Source organism: Flavobacterium chryseum (assembly GCF_004362015.1).
In the GTDB taxonomy this organism is placed as follows: Bacteria; Bacteroidota; Bacteroidia; order Flavobacteriales; family Flavobacteriaceae; genus Flavobacterium.
This window is the reverse complement of sequence record NZ_SNWW01000001.1, coordinates 308,763-329,325: the sequence shown is the minus strand read 5'-3', so window position 1 is coordinate 329,325 and position 20,563 is coordinate 308,763. Positions and strand designations below refer to the sequence as shown.

Below are 20,563 nucleotides of genomic sequence, written 5' to 3'. Positions count from 1 at the left end.
TAATTTTTCATATCCTTTTGAATATTAATAAAAAATGTACCTTTGCACCAAATTTTAGAAACGTAAAAAAATAAGATTTTTAACAGATATGGTGATTTCCAACAAACCGCTCAAATTTATTCTTGCCGCTTTAGTAGCTTGTTCTCCAGTAATGAGTTTTGCAAATTCAGAGAATGACTCAACGCATGTGCAAAATGAGGTAGCTCATGAAGAGAAAGTAGTTTCGCATAACGCTCCTGTGGAAGGAGAGCATGTAGCTCTTGATCCAAAGGCAAAAGTGGATGCTTTTATTGACCATCACTTACAAGATTCTCACGATTTTGTTTTCTTCTCAGATGAAAAGGAAAACAAACATTACGGTTTCCCATTACCAGTTATCCTTATTGATGGAGGTTTGAAAATTTTTTCATCTTCAAAATTACACCATGGTGAAGAAGTTGCAGAAGTTGATGGAAACTTCTACAAATTAGTTCATGGTAAAATTTACAAAACAGATGCTGCCGGAACAATTAATTTTAATGAACACGGACATCCTGAAAACGAAAAACCATTAGATTTCTCTATTACAAAAAATGTAGTATCAATGCTTTTTGTTTCAATATTATTATTAATAATGTTTACTGGTTTAGCCAGATCATATAAAAAAGGACCAATCCCAACTGGATTTGGAAGAGTTTTAGAACCACTAATTATTTTTATCAGAGACGAAATCGCTGTTCCAAATATTGGCGAGAAAAAATACAGAAAATATATGGGTTACTTGTTAACCGTATTTTTCTTTGTGTGGTTGTTAAACTTATTAGGTATGACTCCACTAGGAATTAACGTTACAGGAAATATTGCTATTACAGTTTGTTTAGCAGCCTTTACTTTTATCATTACACAATTTAGTGCAAACAAAGATTATTGGGGTCACATTTTCTGGATGCCGGGAGTTCCTGTTCCAATGAAAATTATCCTTGCTCCAATTGAGATTTTAGGTACCTTAACAAAACCATTCGCATTATTAATTCGTTTGTATGCTAATATTACTGCAGGTCACGTAGTAATAATGAGTTTGATTGCAATGATTTTCGTAGGTAAAAATTTAGCTGCAGATTTGCCAATCTCTTTAGGATTAACATTATTTATTTCGGTTATCGAAGTTTTAGTTGCATTTTTACAGGCTTTCATTTTTACAATGTTATCTTCATTGTTTATTGGTATGGCCGTTCAGGATCATGATCACGCACATCATCACGAAGATGAGACTGCAATCATTTAATTAGAAGTTTAATTTTATATATATAAATACTTATGGGAACAATTCCAACTTTAGTAGGTGCAGGTTTAGTAGTAATCGGTGCAGGTTTAGGTTTAGGTAAAATCGGTGGATCTGCTATGGACGCGATTGCTCGTCAACCAGAAGCTGCTGGTAAAATTCAAACAGCGATGATTATTATCGCGGCTTTATTAGAAGGTTTAGCATTTGCTGCCTTAATCTTAGGAAAATAATAAAGAAAGAAATAACAACATCTTTAACGGTTGGTTAAAGGTGTTGTTACTTTTAAAAAAGAAATTAAATATTTAATATAGTTATAAAATGGATAAGTTAATTAACGATTTTTCATTCGGTTTATTCTTTTGGCAAGCTTTAATCTTGTTGGTTCTAATTTTACTTTTAGTAAAATTTGCATGGAAACCAATCATGCAATCTATCACTGATAGAGAAGAAGGTATTAAAGATGCATTACTTTCTGCTGAAAATGCAAAAAGAGAAATGCAAAATTTACAAGCTGACAATCAAAGAATTTTGAATGAAGCTCGTGCAGAACGTGACGCGATGCTAAAAGAAGCTCGTGAAATGAAAGAGAAAATGATTGCTGATTCTAAAAACGAAGCACAAGAGCAAGGTCAAAAAATGATTGAGCAAGCTAAAGCTGCTATCGAAAGCGAAAAAAATGCTGCAATGGCTGAATTGAAATTACAAGTTTCAACTTTATCATTAAGCATTGCTGAAAAATTATTGAAAGAGGAATTATCTAACAAGGAGTCTCAAACTAAATTAGTTGAGAAAATGTTAGGTGACGTAAAGTTAAACTAAGATTATTATGGCAAGTACAAGAGCAGCAATTCGTTATGCAAAAGCAATTCTAGACTTAGCAAACTCTAAAGGTGTTGCCGAAGCTGTTAATAACGATATGAAATCTATAGCTTTAGCAATAGAAAGTAATGAAGAATTGAGTACCTTTATTCAGAACCCAACTACAAAAGTTGAAGTTAAGGAAAGTGCTCTTTTAGAAGTTTTTGCAAGTGTAAATGGTGTAACTAAAGGTTTATTTCATTTATTATTTGAAAATAAAAGATTCGAAATTCTGGAAGGAATTGCATTAGAATACAATAAATTATTTGACAAAAGCAATGGAGTTGAAATTGCAAAAGTTACTACTGCTATTCCTATGGATGCTGCATTAGAAGCTAAAGTTTTAGCAAAAGTTGCTACTTTATCAGATAAAAAAATAACAATAGAAAATATAGTAGATCCAGCAATTATTGGAGGATTTATTTTAAGAATAGGTGATAAGCAATACAATGCTTCTGTAGCAAACAGATTGCAGGTATTAAAAAGAGAGTTAAGTAATTAGTTTTATAACACAAAAAGTGTCTAAATTATAAATTAAGATGGCGGAAATCAAACCTGCTGAAATTTCAGCAATATTAAGAAAGCAAGTAGAAGGTTTTGAATCTGGTGCTACGCTAGAAGAAGTAGGAACGGTACTTCAAGTTGGAGATGGTATTGCTCGTATTTACGGGCTATCTAATGTACAATATGGTGAGTTAGTTGAATTTGATAACGGACTTGAAGCAATTGTATTGAACCTTGAAGAAGACAATGTTGGTGTGGTACTTTTAGGGCCATCAACAGGAATCAAAGAAGGATCAACAGCAAAAAGAACACAACGTATTGCTTCTCTTAAAGTAGGTGAGCAAATGGTAGGACGTGTAGTTAATACTCTTGGTTTTCCAATTGATGGAAAAGGACCAATTGGTGGAGACTTATACGAAATGCCGTTAGAAAGAAAAGCTCCTGGAGTTATCTTTCGTCAGCCAGTTACTGAGCCATTACAAACAGGAGTAAAAGCAGTAGATGCTATGATCCCGGTTGGTCGTGGACAGCGTGAGCTTGTTATTGGAGACCGTCAGACAGGTAAATCAACTGTTTGTTTGGATACCATCTTAAATCAAAAAGAATTTTACGATGCAGGAAAACCTGTATTCTGTATATATGTTGCAATTGGACAAAAAGCTTCAACTGTAGCAGGAATCGCTAAAATGTTAGAAGAAAAAGGTGCAATGGCTTACACAGTTATTGTTGCAGCTAATGCTTCTGACCCGGCTCCAATGCAAGTTTATGCTCCTTTTGCAGGTGCTGCAATTGGAGAATACTTTAGAGATTCAGGTCGTCCTGCACTTATTGTGTATGATGATTTATCTAAACAAGCTGTTGCTTACCGTGAGGTTTCTCTTTTATTAAGAAGACCACCGGGACGTGAGGCATATCCTGGAGACGTTTTCTACTTACACTCTCGTTTATTAGAGCGTGCTTGTAAAGTAATTGCTGATGATGGAATTGCTAAAAACATGAATGATTTACCAGATTCTATCAAGTCTATCGTAAAAGGTGGTGGTTCATTAACTGCATTGCCAATTATCGAAACTCAGGCTGGTGACGTTTCTGCATATATTCCAACAAACGTAATTTCGATTACAGATGGTCAGATCTTCCTTGATGGAGATTTGTTCAACTCTGGAGTTCGTCCTGCAATTAACGTAGGTATTTCTGTATCTCGTGTTGGAGGTAATGCTCAGATTAAATCAATGAAAAAAGTTTCTGGAACTTTAAAATTAGATCAGGCTCAATTCCGTGAATTAGAAGCTTTTGCTAAATTTGGTTCTGACTTAGATTCTGTTACTTTAAACGTAATTGAAAAAGGAAAAAGAAACGTTGAGATCTTGAAACAAGGTTTGAATGATCCATATCCTGTTGAAAATCAAGTTGCTATTATTTATGCAGGTTCTAAAAACTTATTAAGAAACGTTCCTGTAAATAAAGTAAAAGAATTCGAATCTGATTTCTTAGCTTACTTAAACAGCAAACATAAGGATACGCTTAATGCTTTGAAAGCTGGTAAGTTAGATGATAACATTACTGATGTTATTGAAAAAGCAGCAAAAGAAATTTCAGCAAAATATATCTAATATTTAGTTTATGGTTTTTAGTTTATTGTTTGTGGTTCGCCCAACAATAAACTAAAAACAACAAACGATAAACAAACAATTAATGGCAAATTTAAAGGAAATCCGTAATAGAATTACTTCCGTTTCATCTACGATGCAAATTACATCGGCTATGAAAATGGTTTCTGCTGCAAAGCTTAAGAAAGCACAAGATGCAATCACTGCAATGCGCCCTTATGCCGAGAAATTAACAGAGTTGCTACAAAATCTTTCTGCTACACTTGAAGGTGAAGTTGGAGGAGATTACACAACACAACGTGAAGTAAAAAAAGTATTGCTTGTAGCCATAACTTCAAACAGAGGTTTATGTGGTGCATTCAATACGAATGTAATTAAAGAGATTAAAAGCCGTACTGAGTTTTATGCAGGAAAACAAGTTGATGTTTTTGCTATTGGTAAAAAAGGAAATGATGTTTTAAGTAAAACACATAAAGTTCACGGTCATCATAATGCAATTTTTGATCATTTAACTTTTGATAATGTTGCGGGAATTGCTGATAATTTAATTGAAAAATTTCTTTCCGGAGAATATGACAGAATTGAATTGATCTATAATCAGTTTAAAAATGCTGCAACTCAAATTGTACAAACTGAGCAGTTTTTGCCTTTGGCTCCAATTAAATCTGATGCACCGGTTTCTGGTGGAGATTATATTTTTGAGCCTTCAAAAGAAGAAATTGTTTTGACTTTAATTCCTAAGTCATTAAAAACGCAATTATACAAAGGTATTCGTGATTCATTTGCTTCAGAACACGGAGCGCGTATGACAGCAATGCATAAAGCAACTGATAACGCAACAGAGTTAAGAAACCAATTGAAATTGACTTATAATAAAGCACGTCAGGCTGCTATTACTAATGAAATCTTAGAGATTGTTGGTGGAGCAGAAGCTTTGAACGGATAATTTTATTAGTTAAGATATAAAAAAAGAGCCAGCAAATATTTGCTGGCTCTTTTTTTATAATACTTTTTCAATTTCATTTTTAAGTGAAGAAATTATAAAATGTTGATTCCCAATTAATCAAAATTGAGAATCAATATCATTTTATAATTTAATAGGCAGATTTACATCCCGCAATGCTTTGTCTTTTATGGGAACAAACTAGCTTTATCAGTCCCAATGCTCTGTTTTTTAAGGGTTACAATACAGCAGAATCAATCCCTTTGCTTTGTCTTTTGTGGGAACAAACTAGCTTTATTAGTCCCAATGCTCTGTTTTTTTAAGGGTTACAAATCAGCTGTTATCAAATCCCTACAAAGCAAATTTACTATGAGAATGGTTTCAAAATATTATATCATTTTTTAATTATATTATACATTTTACATTTGAGAATAATTCAAAGAATTAATAGTAAAGATGGTTATTGTAAACGCAAAAAAGCCAGCAATCATATTGCTGGCTTTTTTTATAGTATAATAGTTTTATTTTAAATGAAAGGTTATAAAATGGTGATTCCCAATTTGATCATAAACCGAGAATCAGCTCCATTTTATAAATCTAAAAGCAGATATTTCTCTGCAGTGCTTTGTCTTTCGTGGGAACAAACTAGCTTTATCAGTCCCAATGCTCTGTTTTTTTAAGGGTTACATTTCAGCAGAATCACTCCCTTGCGCTTTGTCTTTCATGGGAACAAACTAGCTTTATTAGTCCCAATGCTCTGTTTTTTTTAGGGTTACATTTCAGCAGAATCAATCCCTTGTGCTTTGTCTTTTATGGGAACAAACAAGCTTTATTAGTCCCAGTGCTTCCTTTTTTATAAGGGTTGTATTTAGCTTTCTCAATCCCTGTGAAGCAAATTTAAGGCGAGACTGTTAAAAAAATGTTACATAATTTTCTACAGCAATTTATATATTTCACATGTTTTGTTAATGTTTTGCTTATTTAAAGAGTAAAAGTTCTTAAAATCAAGCGATTAACATTGCTGATTAGTGAAAACTATGATGAGTATTTAGTCACCTTTTTTCATTATAAAACACAATATTATTGGCCTTTATTAAATCAAATGCATAAAATATAGGATGAGGATAAAATGTAGGTTTATTTAATTTCACAATACCTTATATTCTTAGTTAGTTGTTTTTTTTGATTAATTTTGATAACTATCTTATCTATCATGGAACTGAAAATACGAGAACTCACTACAATACAAGAAATGCTGGATCAAATTGAAACGATGCGATTTCTTTATCCTAATCTTTCTATTGAGAAATATGAAAATTATCTTTCTCAAATGGTGCCACATAATTACACTCAGATTGGTGTTTTTGAAAATAATATTTGTTTAGGAATTACCGGCTGTTGGTCGGCAACAAAATTATGGACAGGCAAATACCTCGAAATAGATAATTTTGTTGTAAATCCAGATGTCCGTTCTAAAGGTATTGGTAAATTATTGACCGATTATATTGAGCAAAAAGCAATAGATTTAGATTGCAGCAGCATTGTTTTAGATGCCTTTACAGGTAATTTCGCGGCGCATCGCTTTTATTATAATCAAGGATACGGGCCAAAAGGTTTTCATTTTGTCAAGATTTTAGATGAGAAGAAACTAACTTTATAATATAATGATTATCTGCTAATTATAAAAGGTTATATTTATATTTTTTAAAATTAGTAACTTTTTAACGTTTTGTGCGTATAATATTTAACAACCAAAAAGGTATTAAAAAAAATCAGATCAAATAAAAGCAATGGCAAAAGAAAGTTTTAATTGGAAGAGTCTTTTTATAAATGAAGAGGCTAATAATCAAGAAAATACGGGCTCAACTCAACCTTCGGCATCAGTTTTACCAACTCCTGACAACAAATTTCCGAATCAGGTTACAGAATCGTTTTCAACTAATTCTTTGACAAATCCTTTTCTGAATGAAATTTTCGAAGTTTATGATAAAGGTTTTGAATCTTTAAATGAATCAGGTTTTGACTTTTTTGAATTGTACAAGTCTGTTGTAGCTGTAGGAGTTACTAATCCGCAGAGTTATCAGATGGCTTTTACAATGGGGAAATCAATAAAATCTGATTTAACTAAAGAATTTCTTCTTCAAAAAGGAAGCTTTTATATAGCAGAAATTGAAAAAGTTTATACCAAATATGATACTATCGGAAAAACCAAAAAAGCAGATTTAGACAGTAACATAACTAAAGAGAAATATAATTTATCTAAAAGTATTTCTGAATTAGAAGCAAAAATTTTAGAACTTCAAAAAGAACTGGAAGCTAAAAAAATAGAACTTCAAAAAATTGATCCGGTTAATATGGAGCAGCTTTCGGAAATTCAATTAAAAATGGAAGCCAATAATTTAGCGAAGCAAAAAATCTTAACATCAATCAATACTGTAATAACAGGAATTAATCAATATTTGTAATAATGGATAAATACGAACAAGAAAGAAGTACACTTTTAACATTACCAATTTTAAAACATTTTGACGAATCAAAAGGAGAAATTGCTTTAAAATCGGGCGCTCTTAAAAAAGGTGAAAAGTCTTTATTTTTGGCTTTTGCACTTGGATTACTTGGAGTTGGGGGATATTTGATTTGGACCTATATCATTCCGCCATTATTTACAATGCTCGGCCAGGCGATTGCGCTTTCTGCAACGGGTGTGTTTTTGGTTTTTTTGGTTATGATGGCTCCGGTTATCATGAAAGCCCTTCGCTTTACAACAAAAAATTTGCATAAAGCATTAATTCAGAGTAATCCTTTTAATGAACTGGAAGAGCAAAAACAAAAAATGATTAAGAACCGCGAAGTTTTTAAGAATACTAAATCCAAGCTAAAAGGTCTTAAAAATGAAATGGAAATCGAAGCCAATAAATCTGAAAAAGAAGCAAAAGCTTTTCAGGAAGATGTTTTGAGCTTACAACGCCAGTCCGAAAAATTAAAATCGGCAATGGATGAAATGGTGAGACAAAACGGAGTTGCCGCAAAAGACACTGATGAATATGTAGCACTGCAAAGTGAACTAGCCAGAAAGTTAAGCGACTCTCAAAGAGTTTCGACACAATACGAACAAAGCAAAAGTTTTATTCAAAAATATGGTGTTCGTGCCAATGTTTTAGGTAAAATGGATAGAAAACTGACTTTGGCGGGAACAGCGATCGATATTAAAATTGCAGATTTTGATGTAACGGTTAAGATGCTTCAGAAAGAATATGAATTTGCCAAAAATGCTAAAGAAGCAACAGAAAGTGCTAAAAGTGCTATGTTGTTTACAAAAGACTGGGAATTAGAATATGCTTTAGAAGTGGTAACATCTACAATTGCGCAGGATATTGCAAAAACATCTGAAAACTTAATTGACATTGATGCCTTAACTTCTAAGTATTCTGTAGACAATGACGAGCTTTATTCAAGATTAGATTCGTTGGCAGATCAAATTAAAACGGGTGATAATACAATTCCGGATTCAACAAAGTATACAAGTCCAAATTATAAAATGACCAAAGAAGATAAGTTATCCGGTGGTGGTTTTGGAGATATTTTTTAATACAATCAATTAAATTTTAAAAATAAAATGGGAAAAATTTTAAGAACAGAAAAGTTAACGACGTTTTCTGAGTTAATAATTGTTATTGCTGCGATTGGAATAATTTTAGCGGGAGTTTATTATATTTCTCCGGGAATTAAAACGGCAGTTTCAAAACAATTAGACGGTATTGATCTTAATCAAACGGATGTTAATAACGTTACAAACGCAGAAAAAATTGCGATTCCATCTACAGATATTTCTACTGAAGTTAGTGATAAACCATTAGTAAGAATTGCAGGTTATGCCTGGAATGCTCAATCGGGAATTATCGTTTCTAACGGAGGTCCAAAAACGACTAAAGGTTCGTTGATGGAAAAAAACGGAGTTAATCTTGAAATTATTCGTCAGGACTGGCTTTCAGAATTACGCAATATGCAAATGAAATTTATCGAAGAATTTGACAAAGGAGAATCTTTCCCAACTTCAGATAAAAGTGCTTTTGCAGTTATGATTATGGGAGATGGTGCGCCATTCTACATTAGTTCTGTTCAAAAATCATTAGACGAAAAATACGGTAAAGACAAATACCACTTGCAGGTTATGGGAGTTGTAGGTATGAGTTATGGTGAAGATAAATTAATCGGGCCACCAAACTGGAAATCTGATCCAAAATCGATGAAAGGTTCTGTTATCTCTGCAGTTCTTGGAGATGGTGACTGGGTAACTACTGTAAACTATTGTTTTGCAAACGGATTAAAAGTAAATCCTGATCCAACAACATATGATGCAGATGCAGTAAATATTTATCCATCTGAAAATGATGATTATATTAAATCAGCAGAAGAATTGATCAAATCTCAAACAACAGGATGGACTGTTACGTTGAAAGAAGTTGTAAACGGAAAATTAACCGGAAAATCTGTTAACAGAAAAATCGACGGTTGTGCTACATGGACTCCTGGAGATAAAACTGTTTTTGATAAATTGACTGGTTTTGTAGATATCGTTTCAACAAAAGAATTTAATAATCAAATGCCAACTGCACTTATTGGTGTAAAAGAATGGGCTGTAAAAAACCCGGATATTGTTTCTAATATTTTGAAATCGGCACTTACGGCTTCAAACCAAATGAAAAATTATGAGGACTGGAAAGTAAGAGCTTCAAAAGCAATTGCTGATACGTATAAAATGGAGACTCCTGAATATTGGTATAAAATGTTTAAAGGACAACAAGGAACTAAAGGCGGATTAACTTATAACATGGGTGGTTCTAAAGTATTTAATTATGCTGATGCTATGCAGTATTTTGGATTATCTGACGGAGTTAACAGATACAAATCAGTTTACAATCAGGTTTCTGGATATTTAACAGAATTGAATCCGTTTGGATTTAATGAAAATGTTGGCGCAGTGGTTCCTTACGATCAGGCAGTAAATTTATTTTTCCTGAAAAACATTAATGATATCGAATCAACTTCTGCAGATAAAGCAGATTACAGCAATCAGGCAACTGAAGTTGTAGCTTCTGGAGAATGGAAAATTAACTTTAATACAGGAAGTGCTGAAATTTCAAATTCATCAAGTAAAGAAGTAGAAAAAATTTATAACCTTTTAGTTCAGGCTGAAAACACAAAACTAACGGTTGTTGGACATACTGATAATGTTGGAAATCCGGATTCTAATTTAGCTTTATCAAAAAGCAGAGCAGAAGCAGTTGTAAATTACTTAAAACAAAAAGGAATTCCTGCAAACCGTTTTCAATTGGTTGACGGAAAAGGTCAAAACGATCCAATTGCAGACAATAATTCTGCTTCAGGAAAAGCACTGAACAGACGTGTGGTTATTACGTTCTTGAAATAATTCTTAACATAATTAAGGGCTATCCAAAAGGTAGCCCTTTACTATACATATGAAAAAATATTTTACGCCTTTTGAAAAAATATCAAAACTCCATAAAACCATTATTTTAATAATTTGGTTGGTACTTTTGATCATTATTTGGTTTGCAACTACATCAGGAGAAAAACATCTTTTTCCGTCTCCGAGTCAGGTTTTAACCGGTTTTACAGAACTTTATAAAGAAGGTTTGGTAGTACATATTTTCAACTCTTTGAAATTGTGTTTTATCTCCATCTTTTTAGCCACAATAATTTCACTGTTTTTTGCCTACGCCTGGTCAATTCCGGTATTAAAATCAATTTCAGAATTTGTAACTAAATTTCGATTTTTGCCTTTTACAGGTTTGTCATTTTACATTACAATGGTCATTCATGAAGCAAGAACAATGCAGGTTTGGATTTTAGTTATTTTCTTAACGACATTCTTAACAACTTCATTAATTGCAGTTATTAAAGATATTCCACAAGAAGAATTTGATCACGCCAAAATGCTAAAATGTACCCGATGGGAAGTGCTTTGGCAAGTTGTAATTTTAGGAAGGTTAGATTATGTAATTGATGTAATCAGACAAAATCTAGCTATAACCTGGATGATGCTCGTAACGGTAGAATCTATAGTAGTGGCTTCTGGAGGATTAGGATTTTTGATAAAAAACTCTGATAAATTCATGAACACGGGACGAATCATAGCACTTCAGATCATCATTTTATTGATAGGACTTGGATTAGATGCCGGAATCAATTACTTAAGAAAAGCACTATTTAGATATTCAAAAATATAATTATGGCACACGAATTTAAAGAGACACTTTTATACGTAGAAAATCTTAGTGTTACATACGATGATATTGTTATTATAAAAGACATAAATCTTGTTGAAAAAGATGTCGTTCGCAATGGTAAAGATTGCACCGGTCAGATAGTGGCTTTTGTTGGAAGATCAGGAAGAGGAAAATCTACTTTTTTTAAAGCATTGACCGGATTAGTTCCTACAAATTCAGGAAAAATTTTAATTCGGGATTTTCAAAATAATGAACCAAACGCAGCCAAATCTGTAAATGAAGGCGACATTGGTTTTGTAGATCAGAAGTACACCTTGTTTAGACATAAAACAGTTACGGAAGCTTTGAAATTTTCATTAAGAAAAACAACACTTTCAAATACTGAAAAAGATGAGAAAATAAAAAAATACCTGAAAGAATGGGGATTGGATAATTGTGCAGACAAGTATCCGAACGAACTTTCCGGCGGACAAAGACAAAGAACAGCCATTATAGAACAATTATTTTCATCAGATCAATTTATTGTTTTAGATGAACCTTTTTCAGGATTGGATGTTGGAAATATTGAAGAAGTTAAAAAATCTTTTGAGTTACTTGGTAATTCGTCTGAGTTTAATACCGTAATTTTTTCTACGCATGATATTGAATTAGCGATTGAATTAGCACAAACAATTTATGTTATTGGACACCCAACCGTAAACGGAAAAATACAAAGCTACGGCACAATTGTAGCAAAATACGATCTTAGAGAAATGGGATTATCCTGGAAAGAATATTGTGACGATCATCAAAAATTATCAAAAGAGATTATTCATCAAATGATGATTTCTTAAATTAAAATATGTCAAAAAAGAACCATTCAATATCGCTTATAGAAGAATCTTTTTTGTCTCTAAAAAGATATTTAGAGACAAACATAAAAACTAATGAAGCCGTTTTTACGGCTTCATTTATTAAAGATCTGCAAAAAGAAACCATAAGTATTCTTGAAATTTGCAGTGTCCTAAATCAAGATTCAGAATTTATTCAAAAATTAAATGAAGGTGTTATTTCAACAACCTCAAAAGGATTGTTGTTTAAAGCCGAACATTTTTTTCTTTCAGACATCATTCATTTGTACGAAAGAGAAGCAGCGAATAAAAACGAAAAAACACAATTTGTTCTGGCGTATTATTATGATGCTTTGCGTAACGGACATTTTGCAAACGAAAATTCTGCAAGCGAATTAAATCAATTGGTTTTTACAGATGAATTTAAAAATCATCTTATAAAAATTCAAAAAGAAAACAAATTACAAACTTCCAATCAAAACGCAAATCACTACCTATTACCTCAATTATTAGTTGAAAAAAAGCATAATAAACTGGAGGGAATTTTAAACAAATATCAAAATTTCATTCAATTTGCTTTTGACAGAAAGTTTGAAAACACAAAAGATTTTACAGCTTTTTTAGGTTTGGATTTAAATAAGTCAGGCGATAAAAAAGAAGTAGATAATCTTCCGGAAGAAGATACTCTTGAAAAAGTTTTGGAAGAATTGAATCTTTTAGTGGGTCTTGCCGAAGTTAAAAAAGATGTTGCAGAGCTTATTAATTTACTGGAGATACAAAAAAAGAGATCGAAACAAGGGCTCAAAAATGTCGAGATTACATTGCATACCGTTTTTCTTGGCGCACCCGGAACCGGAAAAACATCTGTAGCCAGACTTTTAAGCAGAATTTTTAAACATTTGGGATTTTTATCGAAAGGCCAAATGTATGAAACAGATCGCGAAGGATTAGTCGCCGGTTACGTAGGCCAAACGGCAACTAAAGTAGATACTGCAGTAGAATCAAGTTTGGGCGGTGTTTTATTTATTGATGAAGCCTATGCACTTACACAAAACTTTTCAGGAAATGATTATGGTGCCGAAGCAGTAAATACGTTGCTGAAAAGAATGGAAGATCACCGTGAAGATTTGGCTGTAGTGGTCGCCGGATACACAGAACCAATGAAAATGTTTATAGAATCTAATCCGGGATTGCGTTCTCGTTTTAATAGATTTTTTCATTTTAAGCATTTTACACCAACCGAATTATTCCAGATTTTTGAATCATTTTGTGCTAAATCTGATTTTATCGTTTCAGAAGAAGCAAAAGAAAAACTCGTTGATACTTTTGAATTATTATATGCTGAAAAAGACGAAAGTTTTGGTAATGCGAGAGTTGTAAGAAATTTGTTCGAAAAATGTGTTCAGAATCAGGCAAACAGAATAGTAAAACTGAAAAAAATCAGCAACAAAGTTTTAAAAACATTTACAGAAGAAGATATTCCCGAGCCAAAAGAAACGCAAAAAAGTGCTAGTTTTACTGCAACAGACGAAACGGCATAAAGGTTATATTATCCTTAATACCTAAACAAATTACGTAATTATCTCAGAGAAATGGTTATTTTTGTTTCTACAAATTTTATTACATAATTATTTTGGGATTATATAAAAATCTATTCAAACAAACGGCTATTTACGGACTTGCAACGGTTTTACCCCGCATGCTAAGTTTTCTATTAGTACGATTGTATACCGGTATTTTACCAACTTCAGAATACGGCGAGGTTTCGATCGTTTTATCATGGATGGTTTTCTTTAATGTTGTACTTTCTTACGGAATGGAAACGGCTTTTTTTAGATTTTATAGCGCCGAAGAAGACAAGAAAAACGTCATTGCAACCTCTACAATTTCTATCTTTTGGTCGTCAATAGGATTTTTATTTGCCGCATTAATTTTTAGAAATACACTTGCAAATTGGGCAGAAGTTGATGCACAATATATCACCTATTCAGTTTGGATTTTAGTTTTAGATGCTTTGGTTTTAGTACCGTTTTCTAAACTTAGAGCCAACCAGAGGCCAATGGTGTATGCCGCCATAAAAATTGGAAATGTGGTTGTTAACATGCTGCTGAATTTCTTCTTTTTAATATACTTGCCAAAACTGGCAGCTGCAAATCCTAATTCTATTTGGGATAATTTATATGTTGAAAATTTCCAGATTGCGTATATTTTCATTGCAAATCTTATAGCGAGTTTATTGACTTTTGTTGTGCTTTCGCCGAATTACCTTTCGCTTGGCAGAAAATTTGATCCTGTACTTTGGAAAAAAATGATGAAATACGGTTTGCCAATTTTGGTTGCGGGACTAGCCTTTGCCGTTAACGAACATTTCGATAAAATTTTATTGGGTTATTTATTGCCTGAAAATCTAGCTAAATCAGAAGTTGGAGCCTACTCTGCCTGTTATAAGTTAGGCTTATTTATGGTTCTGTTTGCAACAGCGTTTAGATTAGGAATCGAACCATTCTTTTTCAGTCACGCCAAAAATGAAAATGCACCGCAAACGTATGCCGTTATCACGAAGTATTTTGTAATTTTTGGTTCACTAATTTTATTGGGCGTAATTGTTTTTGCAGACCTTTTAAAATATCTTTTATTAGACAATAAATCATATTGGGCAGCGATGAAAGTTGTGCCATTAATTATTCTGGCCAATTTCTTTTTAGGCATTTACAACAACTTATCGGTTTGGTATAAACTAACAGACAAAACAAAAATTGGAGCCTACATTTCGATTGTCGGCGCAATTGTAACCTTGGTTTTAAATTACCTTTTAATTCCAAAATACAGTTATTACGGTTCAGCAATTGCGACTATTTCTGCTTACGGCAGTATGATGTTAATCTCTTATATTTTAGGAAATAAATATTACCCAATACCTTATGATATGAATAAAATTGGAGCCTATTTAGGAATTTCAATTCTGTTTTCAGCAATCTCATTTTACGGATTCAGAGAAAAATATTATGTTGGAATTCCGTTACTTTTAATCTTCATTTACTTTGTTTATCATAACGAAAAAAGCACCATCAAAGGAATTATAAATAGAAAGTAAGAATAAATTTTTCTATACTTCAACCTTACTTTTTAATCTTTAAAAATAATAATGAAAATACAAATAATCAATAAATCTCAGCACGCATTACCAAATTACGAAACAATTGCTTCGGCAGGAATGGATTTACGTGCCAATTTAACCGAATCAATAACACTTAAACCATTAGAAAGAACGATTGTAAAAACCGGACTTTTTATTGAATTACCAATTGGTTACGAAGCACAAGTTCGACCAAGAAGTGGTTTAGCAGCAAAAAAAGGAGTTACTGTTTTAAATTCTCCCGGAACTGTTGATGCTGATTACAGAGGAGAAATTGGGGTTATTTTGGTAAATTTATCAAACGAAGAATTTGTTGTAGAAAACGGAGAGCGAATTGCACAATTGATTATTGCGAAACACGAAAGAGCCGAATGGTTTGAAGTTGCAGAACTTTCTGAAACATCAAGAGGAGAAGGCGGTTTTGGAAGCACAGGAGTGAAGTAGTTTTTAGCGATCCATTTTCAGTCGCAGTTTTCACGATCAGTTTATAACTTTGCGATCTTAAATGAAATGAATGAAATGAATGAAACTTTGCAATCTTTGCGCAAAACCTTTGCGAACTTTGCGGTAAAATTTTTAGGTAAACTAAAACATAACGCAGCGCTAACATAATTTGAACTAACCAAATCGAAGATTTTAGATCTTCCCATAAAAATAAAAGATAATGAAAATAATCGTTCCAATGGCGGGTCGCGGATCAAGACTTAGACCACATACTTTAACTGTTCCTAAACCATTAATTCCGGTAGCAGGAAAATCGATAGTTCACCGTTTAGTTGAAGACATTGCCAAAATATTAAAAGAACCTATTGAAGAGGTTGCATTTATATTAGGAGATCCGGCCTTTTTTGGAGATGATCTTGTAGCAAGTTTAGAAGAATTAGCAGGAAGTTTAGGAGCAAAAGCTTCAATCTATCGTCAGGATTTACCATTAGGAACCGGGCATGCTATTATGTGTGCGAAAGAATCTTTATCAGGTCCGGCCGTAATTGCTTATGCAGATACTTTAATCAGAGCAGATTTTGAATTAGATCCTGCCGCAGATGCTGTAATCTGGGTAAAACAAGTCGATCAACCGGAAGCATTTGGTGTAGTAAAATTAAATGCAAATAATGAAATTACAGAATTAGTCGAAAAGCCAAAAGAATTTGTAAGCGATTTGGCAGTTATCGGAATCTATTATTTTAAAGAAGTTGGCGATTTGAAAAAAGAACTTCAAGGCGTTTTGGACAATAACATTCAGAACGGTGGAGAATATCAAATTAATGACGGAATTAAAGCGATGATGGCCAACGGAAAAGTTTTTAAAACCGGAAGTGTTGACGAATGGATGGATTGCGGAAACAAAGATGTTACGGTAGAAACGAATACCAGAATGCTTGGTTTTTTACATAATGACGGAGAACATTTGGTAGATTATGATGTAAAATTAGAAAATTCAACTATAATTCCACCTTGTTATATTGGAGAAAATGTAGTGTTGAAAAACGCAACAGTTGGTCCAAATGTATCTTTAGGAAAAGGATGTCATGTTATCGACAGCTCTATTAAAAATAGTTTAGTGCAAACTTATTCTCAAATAAAAAATGCTAACTTAGACAATGCAATGATTGGAAACCACGTTAGTTACGATGGTAAGTTTACAAACATCAGCATTGGCGATTATTCTGTTTTAGAATAACATTAAACATAAATTATGTAAATGATGAAGAAAAGAGTTTTAGTAATTTTATTAATCGCTTTGCTAGGCAGCACAGTTTCGGTTTCAGCTCAGACAGAACCGGAAGATATTGCTATGGCTACCGATGAATATCAGGACTCTTTTTATGAATCATTGAAACAAAAAGGAATTGAGAATTACGATAAAGCCATTTTGTCTTTAGAAAAATGTATCAAATTAAAACCGAATGATGCTGTAGCTTATTTTGAGTTAGGTAAAAATTACCTGGCATTAAAAAAATATGCAGAAGCCCAAAGTTCATTTGAAAAAGCAACGCAATTAAACCCAAAGAATAAGTGGTTTTGGCTGGGAATTTATGATGTAAGTTATGAAACCAAAAATTATCCTTTGGCAATAGAAATCATCCAGAAAATTATTCCGTTTGATGAAGAATATAAAGATGATTTGATTTCGTTGTATATGATTACAAATCAATATGACAAAGCGCTTTTGGCGATTAATGAAATGAATGATAAGTTTGGAAAATCTCAGGATCGCGAGCGATATAAACAACAGATTTTATCTCAGGGAAATCATCAGGATACAGAAATTACAAACCTTATTGATCAGATTAAAAAGAATCCAAAAGTAGAATCTAATTACATCGACCTCATTTCTTTATATACAAAAACTGACGAAACAGATAAAGCGTTAGATGTTGCAAAACAACTGGCAAAAGAAGTTCCAACATCTGAATGGGTTCAGGTAACTTTATTTAAAGGATATTTAGATGCGAATCAGGCAGACAAAGCCATTAGTTCAATGAATATAATCTTGTCAAGCTCAAAAATTGATTCAAAAATAAAACACAGAACGCTAAATGAGTTTTTGATTTATGTGAATAAAAACCCGCAATATGCTCCCGATTTAGAAAAAGCTATTGCTTATTTTGACAACGACACAAGTGTTAATGTTGCGAAAGAAGTTGGGAAATTTTATCACAGTAAAAATCAATTTGAGAATGCGATTAAATATTATGAAAAAGATTTAAAAGCAAATTCAGATACAGATCGTGAAACCAATTTGCTTTTGCTTGAAGCATATACACAGGCAAAACAATTTGATCCAATGACAAAAAGAGCGATGAATATGATAGAGGTTTATCCGAGTCAGCCGCAATTTTATTATTATGCAGGATTAGGAAGCAACCAATTGCAACAATTTAAAAATGCAAAAACCGTTCTTGAAATGGGATTAGATTATGTGGTTGATGATGCAAAGCTCGAAGCAAATTTTAATATTCAGTTAGGAGAAGCATATAATGGGTTAGGAGACGCTAAGAAAAAAGAAGAATATTTTTCGAAGGCAAATGAATTATTAAAGAAGAAAAAGTAAAAAGAGAAAATTCAGATGAAAAAATATATAGCAATACTATTTGTATCAGCATTTATGATTTCTTGTAAATCAAAAGCTGTTGCGGTACAGAACAATACTACTACAGAAGTCGTCACTAAAAAAGACACGAAAGTAATAGACAAACATTACGACAATAAATTAGACTTTAAAACATTATATATAAAATCGAGTGCGAAATATGTTGATGAAAAACAAAGTCAGAATGTTTCGGCCGAAATTAAAATTGAAAAAGACAAACAGATTTTAATAAGCGTTCGTTTTTTAGGAATAACAATGGCTAAAGCATTGATTACGCCTACAACAGTAAGCTATTACGAAAAAATAAACAGTACTTATTACGAAGGCGATTTTACCAGTTTAAGCGCTTGGCTTGGCACTGAACTTGATTATAGTAAAGTACAAAATTTATTGGTTGGAGAAGCTTTAGATGATTTAAGAAAAGGAAAATATACACAAACTATTGTAGAAAACCTGATTCGTCTGGAAGATCAAAAAGACACCAATTTGAAAAAATCTTTCTTTCTAGACGGTGAAAAATATTTGCTTCAAAAAGAACAAATTTCTCAACCAACAGAAAACAGAATGTTGCAAATCAGTTATGCTGATAATAAAGTTTTCGACCAGGGAACGTTGCCAACAAGTATTGAAATTAATGCGGTTCAACCAAAAGGCAAAACCGATATTAATTTAAATTATAATAATATTTCGTTTAATGAAGAACTTTCTTTCCCTTATAGTGTGCCAAGTGGTTATAAGAAAGTTATAATTAAGTAAATTTGCAAAAAGAAAAATAGAAACATGCCGAAATTTCTCCTTAGCCTAATTTTTATATGTGCCACCACTTTTACATGGGCACAAGATTCGCAGCAAGAAAAACTTGAACAGCGAAAAGCTCAGATTCAGCAGGAAATTAGAGACAACGAAAAAATGTTGCAATCTGTAAAGAAAAAAGAAAAATCAGCAGTCAATGTGTTTTTAATTCAGGCCAATAAAATCAAGCTGAAAGAAAAACTGATCAACACAACAGCAAAACAAGAGAAAATTTTAAATAACGATATGTATATTAACCAACTTAAGGTTAATAAACTAAAAAGAGAATTAGCAGTTCTAAAAGAAGATTATGCTAAAATGATTTTAAAATCGTATAAAAGCCGTTCAGAACAAAGCAGGGCGATGTTTATTTTGTCTTCTGAAAGTTTTTTACAAGCTTACAAAAGAGCTCAATATTTAAAACAATATACCAATTTCAGAAAAAACCAAGGATTGGAAATTCAGGGAAAAACAGCTGAACTCGTAGATTATAATGCAAAATTAGACGGACAAAGACAGGTTAAGAAAAAAATTATTGCCGAAAATCAAAAAGAACGAGTTACTTTAGAAATAGAGAAAAAAGAACAACAAAAACTTGTTAATGAGATTAAAAGGGATAAAAATAAAATTATCGCCGACACAAGAAGCAAACAACAGGAAGCTAAAAGAATTGACAGACAAATTGATCGTTTGATTCGTGAAGCTATTGCTGAAGCTAATAGAAAAGCAGCTGCTGAAAAAGCAAAAGATAATCCGGGAGCTCCGGCATCGACTGCACCGGTTTCATCATCGAAAATCGCATTAACACCAGAAGGTAAAGTTTTAGCTGCTGACTTTAAAGCCAACCGCGGAAAATTGCCATGGCCGGTAGAAAAAGGATTTATTTCATTAGGATACGGAGATCAGCCGCATCCGCTTTATCCTTCATTAACCGTGCATAATTCTGGAGTTGAAATTACGACAGAACAAGGAGCAACAGCACGTGCAGTATTCGAAGGAGAAGTTTCGAGTGTTATGGTTTTATCACCAATAAACAGAGCCGTGATGATTCAGCATGGAGATTACTTTACCGTATATCAAAACTTAAGTCAGGTATTTGTAAGCAAAGGTGACAAAGTAAATATCAAGCAAAGTATTGGAAAAGTAAGAACCAGCGGAGATACCGGAAAAACAATTATTAAGTTTTTGATTCTTCAAAATACATCCAACAATAATCCGGAAGGATGGCTGCAAAACAGATAAAACAAAAGGGAGCCAATTGGCTCCCTTTTTTTATGGAAT

Annotated in this window: 19 protein-coding genes; all 19 read left to right on the top strand. The window is 32.7% G+C overall.

From position 1 onward, the window contains the following. Positions 1-88 precede the first annotated feature (88 nt). The 19 genes from atpB to EV143_RS01320 all read left to right on the top strand — a co-directional run bounded on the left by atpB (position 89) and on the right by EV143_RS01320 (position 20,524). A complete protein-coding gene (gene atpB, locus EV143_RS01410) occupies positions 89-1,264 on the top strand; it encodes a F0F1 ATP synthase subunit A (protein ID WP_133506202.1) in 1,176 nt (391 codons plus the stop codon). Between the two features lie 32 nt (positions 1,265-1,296). Beyond that, a complete protein-coding gene (gene atpE / locus EV143_RS01405) occupies positions 1,297-1,494 on the top strand; it encodes an ATP synthase F0 subunit C (RefSeq protein WP_008465835.1) in 198 nt (65 codons plus the stop codon). An 88-nt stretch (positions 1,495-1,582) separates the two neighbouring features. Next, positions 1,583-2,083, top strand: a complete 501-nt coding sequence (locus tag EV143_RS01400; RefSeq protein ID WP_133506201.1) for a F0F1 ATP synthase subunit B — start codon at positions 1,583-1,585, stop codon at positions 2,081-2,083. A gap of 7 nt (positions 2,084-2,090) precedes the next feature. Continuing rightward, on the top strand, positions 2,091-2,624 hold the full coding sequence (atpH, locus tag EV143_RS01395; protein ID WP_133506200.1) for an ATP synthase F1 subunit delta: 534 nt from the start codon (positions 2,091-2,093) through the stop codon (positions 2,622-2,624). Positions 2,625-2,661: 37 nt separating this feature from the next. Next, positions 2,662-4,239 carry a F0F1 ATP synthase subunit alpha gene (gene atpA, locus EV143_RS01390; protein ID WP_133506199.1) on the top strand — a complete coding sequence of 526 codons (1,578 nt, stop codon included), beginning with the start codon at positions 2,662-2,664 and terminating at the stop codon, positions 4,237-4,239. 82 nt (positions 4,240-4,321) lie between these two features. After that, positions 4,322-5,182 carry an ATP synthase F1 subunit gamma gene (atpG, locus tag EV143_RS01385; protein WP_133506198.1) on the top strand — a complete coding sequence of 287 codons (861 nt, stop codon included), beginning with the start codon at positions 4,322-4,324 and terminating at the stop codon, positions 5,180-5,182. 1,210 nt (positions 5,183-6,392) lie between these two features. Then, positions 6,393-6,839: a GNAT family N-acetyltransferase gene (locus EV143_RS01380; RefSeq protein ID WP_133506197.1), complete on the top strand. Its 447-nt coding sequence runs from the start codon at positions 6,393-6,395 to the stop codon at positions 6,837-6,839. Between the two features lie 130 nt (positions 6,840-6,969). After that, the gene (locus EV143_RS01375; RefSeq protein WP_133506196.1) at positions 6,970-7,644 is read left to right on the top strand and encodes a hypothetical protein; all 675 of its coding nucleotides are present in this window, start codon (positions 6,970-6,972) and stop codon (positions 7,642-7,644) included. Positions 7,645-7,646: 2 nt separating this feature from the next. Then, positions 7,647-8,768 (top strand): hypothetical protein, encoded by a 1,122-nt coding sequence (locus EV143_RS01370; protein WP_133506195.1) that lies wholly within the window; start codon positions 7,647-7,649, stop codon positions 8,766-8,768. A 27-nt stretch (positions 8,769-8,795) separates the two neighbouring features. Continuing rightward, positions 8,796-10,610, top strand: a complete 1,815-nt coding sequence (locus EV143_RS01365) for a phosphate ABC transporter substrate-binding/OmpA family protein (protein ID WP_133506194.1) — start codon at positions 8,796-8,798, stop codon at positions 10,608-10,610. Between the two features lie 49 nt (positions 10,611-10,659). Further along, positions 10,660-11,430 carry an ABC transporter permease gene (locus tag EV143_RS01360; RefSeq protein ID WP_133506193.1) on the top strand — a complete coding sequence of 257 codons (771 nt, stop codon included), beginning with the start codon at positions 10,660-10,662 and terminating at the stop codon, positions 11,428-11,430. A gap of 2 nt (positions 11,431-11,432) precedes the next feature. After that, entirely contained in the window at positions 11,433-12,263 is an 831-nt protein-coding gene (locus EV143_RS01355; protein WP_133506192.1) for an ATP-binding cassette domain-containing protein, read from the top strand. Positions 12,264-12,271: 8 nt separating this feature from the next. Then, positions 12,272-13,801, top strand: a complete 1,530-nt coding sequence (locus tag EV143_RS01350) for an AAA family ATPase (RefSeq protein WP_133506191.1) — start codon at positions 12,272-12,274, stop codon at positions 13,799-13,801. A 92-nt stretch (positions 13,802-13,893) separates the two neighbouring features. Beyond that, positions 13,894-15,354 (top strand): lipopolysaccharide biosynthesis protein, encoded by a 1,461-nt coding sequence (locus EV143_RS01345; RefSeq protein WP_133506190.1) that lies wholly within the window; start codon positions 13,894-13,896, stop codon positions 15,352-15,354. 51 nt (positions 15,355-15,405) lie between these two features. Further along, positions 15,406-15,840: a dUTP diphosphatase gene (dut, locus tag EV143_RS01340; RefSeq protein WP_133506189.1), complete on the top strand. Its 435-nt coding sequence runs from the start codon at positions 15,406-15,408 to the stop codon at positions 15,838-15,840. 220 nt (positions 15,841-16,060) lie between these two features. Next, positions 16,061-17,077: a sugar phosphate nucleotidyltransferase gene (locus EV143_RS01335; protein WP_133506188.1), complete on the top strand. Its 1,017-nt coding sequence runs from the start codon at positions 16,061-16,063 to the stop codon at positions 17,075-17,077. A 24-nt stretch (positions 17,078-17,101) separates the two neighbouring features. Beyond that, on the top strand, positions 17,102-18,451 hold the full coding sequence (locus tag EV143_RS01330; RefSeq protein ID WP_133506645.1) for a tetratricopeptide repeat protein: 1,350 nt from the start codon (positions 17,102-17,104) through the stop codon (positions 18,449-18,451). Positions 18,452-18,466: 15 nt separating this feature from the next. Next, positions 18,467-19,246, top strand: coding sequence for a DUF4292 domain-containing protein (locus EV143_RS01325; protein ID WP_133506187.1), 780 nt, complete (start codon positions 18,467-18,469; stop codon positions 19,244-19,246). Between the two features lie 24 nt (positions 19,247-19,270). Then, positions 19,271-20,524, top strand: a complete 1,254-nt coding sequence (locus EV143_RS01320) for a murein hydrolase activator EnvC family protein (RefSeq protein WP_133506186.1) — start codon at positions 19,271-19,273, stop codon at positions 20,522-20,524. The last annotated feature ends 39 nt before the right edge of the window (positions 20,525-20,563 follow it).

Coding starts and splice junctions, on each gene's coding strand:
- atpB (WP_133506202.1), top strand. CDS start 89: ATGGTGATTTCCAACAAACCGCTCAAATTTATTCTTGCCGCTTTAGTA.
- atpE (WP_008465835.1), top strand. CDS start 1,297: ATGGGAACAATTCCAACTTTAGTAGGTGCAGGTTTAGTAGTAATCGGT.
- EV143_RS01400 (WP_133506201.1), top strand. CDS start 1,583: ATGGATAAGTTAATTAACGATTTTTCATTCGGTTTATTCTTTTGGCAA.
- atpH (WP_133506200.1), top strand. CDS start 2,091: ATGGCAAGTACAAGAGCAGCAATTCGTTATGCAAAAGCAATTCTAGAC.
- atpA (WP_133506199.1), top strand. CDS start 2,662: ATGGCGGAAATCAAACCTGCTGAAATTTCAGCAATATTAAGAAAGCAA.
- atpG (WP_133506198.1), top strand. CDS start 4,322: ATGGCAAATTTAAAGGAAATCCGTAATAGAATTACTTCCGTTTCATCT.
- EV143_RS01380 (WP_133506197.1), top strand. CDS start 6,393: ATGGAACTGAAAATACGAGAACTCACTACAATACAAGAAATGCTGGAT.
- EV143_RS01375 (WP_133506196.1), top strand. CDS start 6,970: ATGGCAAAAGAAAGTTTTAATTGGAAGAGTCTTTTTATAAATGAAGAG.
- EV143_RS01370 (WP_133506195.1), top strand. CDS start 7,647: ATGGATAAATACGAACAAGAAAGAAGTACACTTTTAACATTACCAATT.
- EV143_RS01365 (WP_133506194.1), top strand. CDS start 8,796: ATGGGAAAAATTTTAAGAACAGAAAAGTTAACGACGTTTTCTGAGTTA.
- EV143_RS01360 (WP_133506193.1), top strand. CDS start 10,660: ATGAAAAAATATTTTACGCCTTTTGAAAAAATATCAAAACTCCATAAA.
- EV143_RS01355 (WP_133506192.1), top strand. CDS start 11,433: ATGGCACACGAATTTAAAGAGACACTTTTATACGTAGAAAATCTTAGT.
- EV143_RS01350 (WP_133506191.1), top strand. CDS start 12,272: ATGTCAAAAAAGAACCATTCAATATCGCTTATAGAAGAATCTTTTTTG.
- dut (WP_133506189.1), top strand. CDS start 15,406: ATGAAAATACAAATAATCAATAAATCTCAGCACGCATTACCAAATTAC.
- EV143_RS01335 (WP_133506188.1), top strand. CDS start 16,061: ATGAAAATAATCGTTCCAATGGCGGGTCGCGGATCAAGACTTAGACCA.
- EV143_RS01330 (WP_133506645.1), top strand. CDS start 17,102: ATGAAGAAAAGAGTTTTAGTAATTTTATTAATCGCTTTGCTAGGCAGC.
- EV143_RS01325 (WP_133506187.1), top strand. CDS start 18,467: ATGAAAAAATATATAGCAATACTATTTGTATCAGCATTTATGATTTCT.
- EV143_RS01320 (WP_133506186.1), top strand. CDS start 19,271: ATGCCGAAATTTCTCCTTAGCCTAATTTTTATATGTGCCACCACTTTT.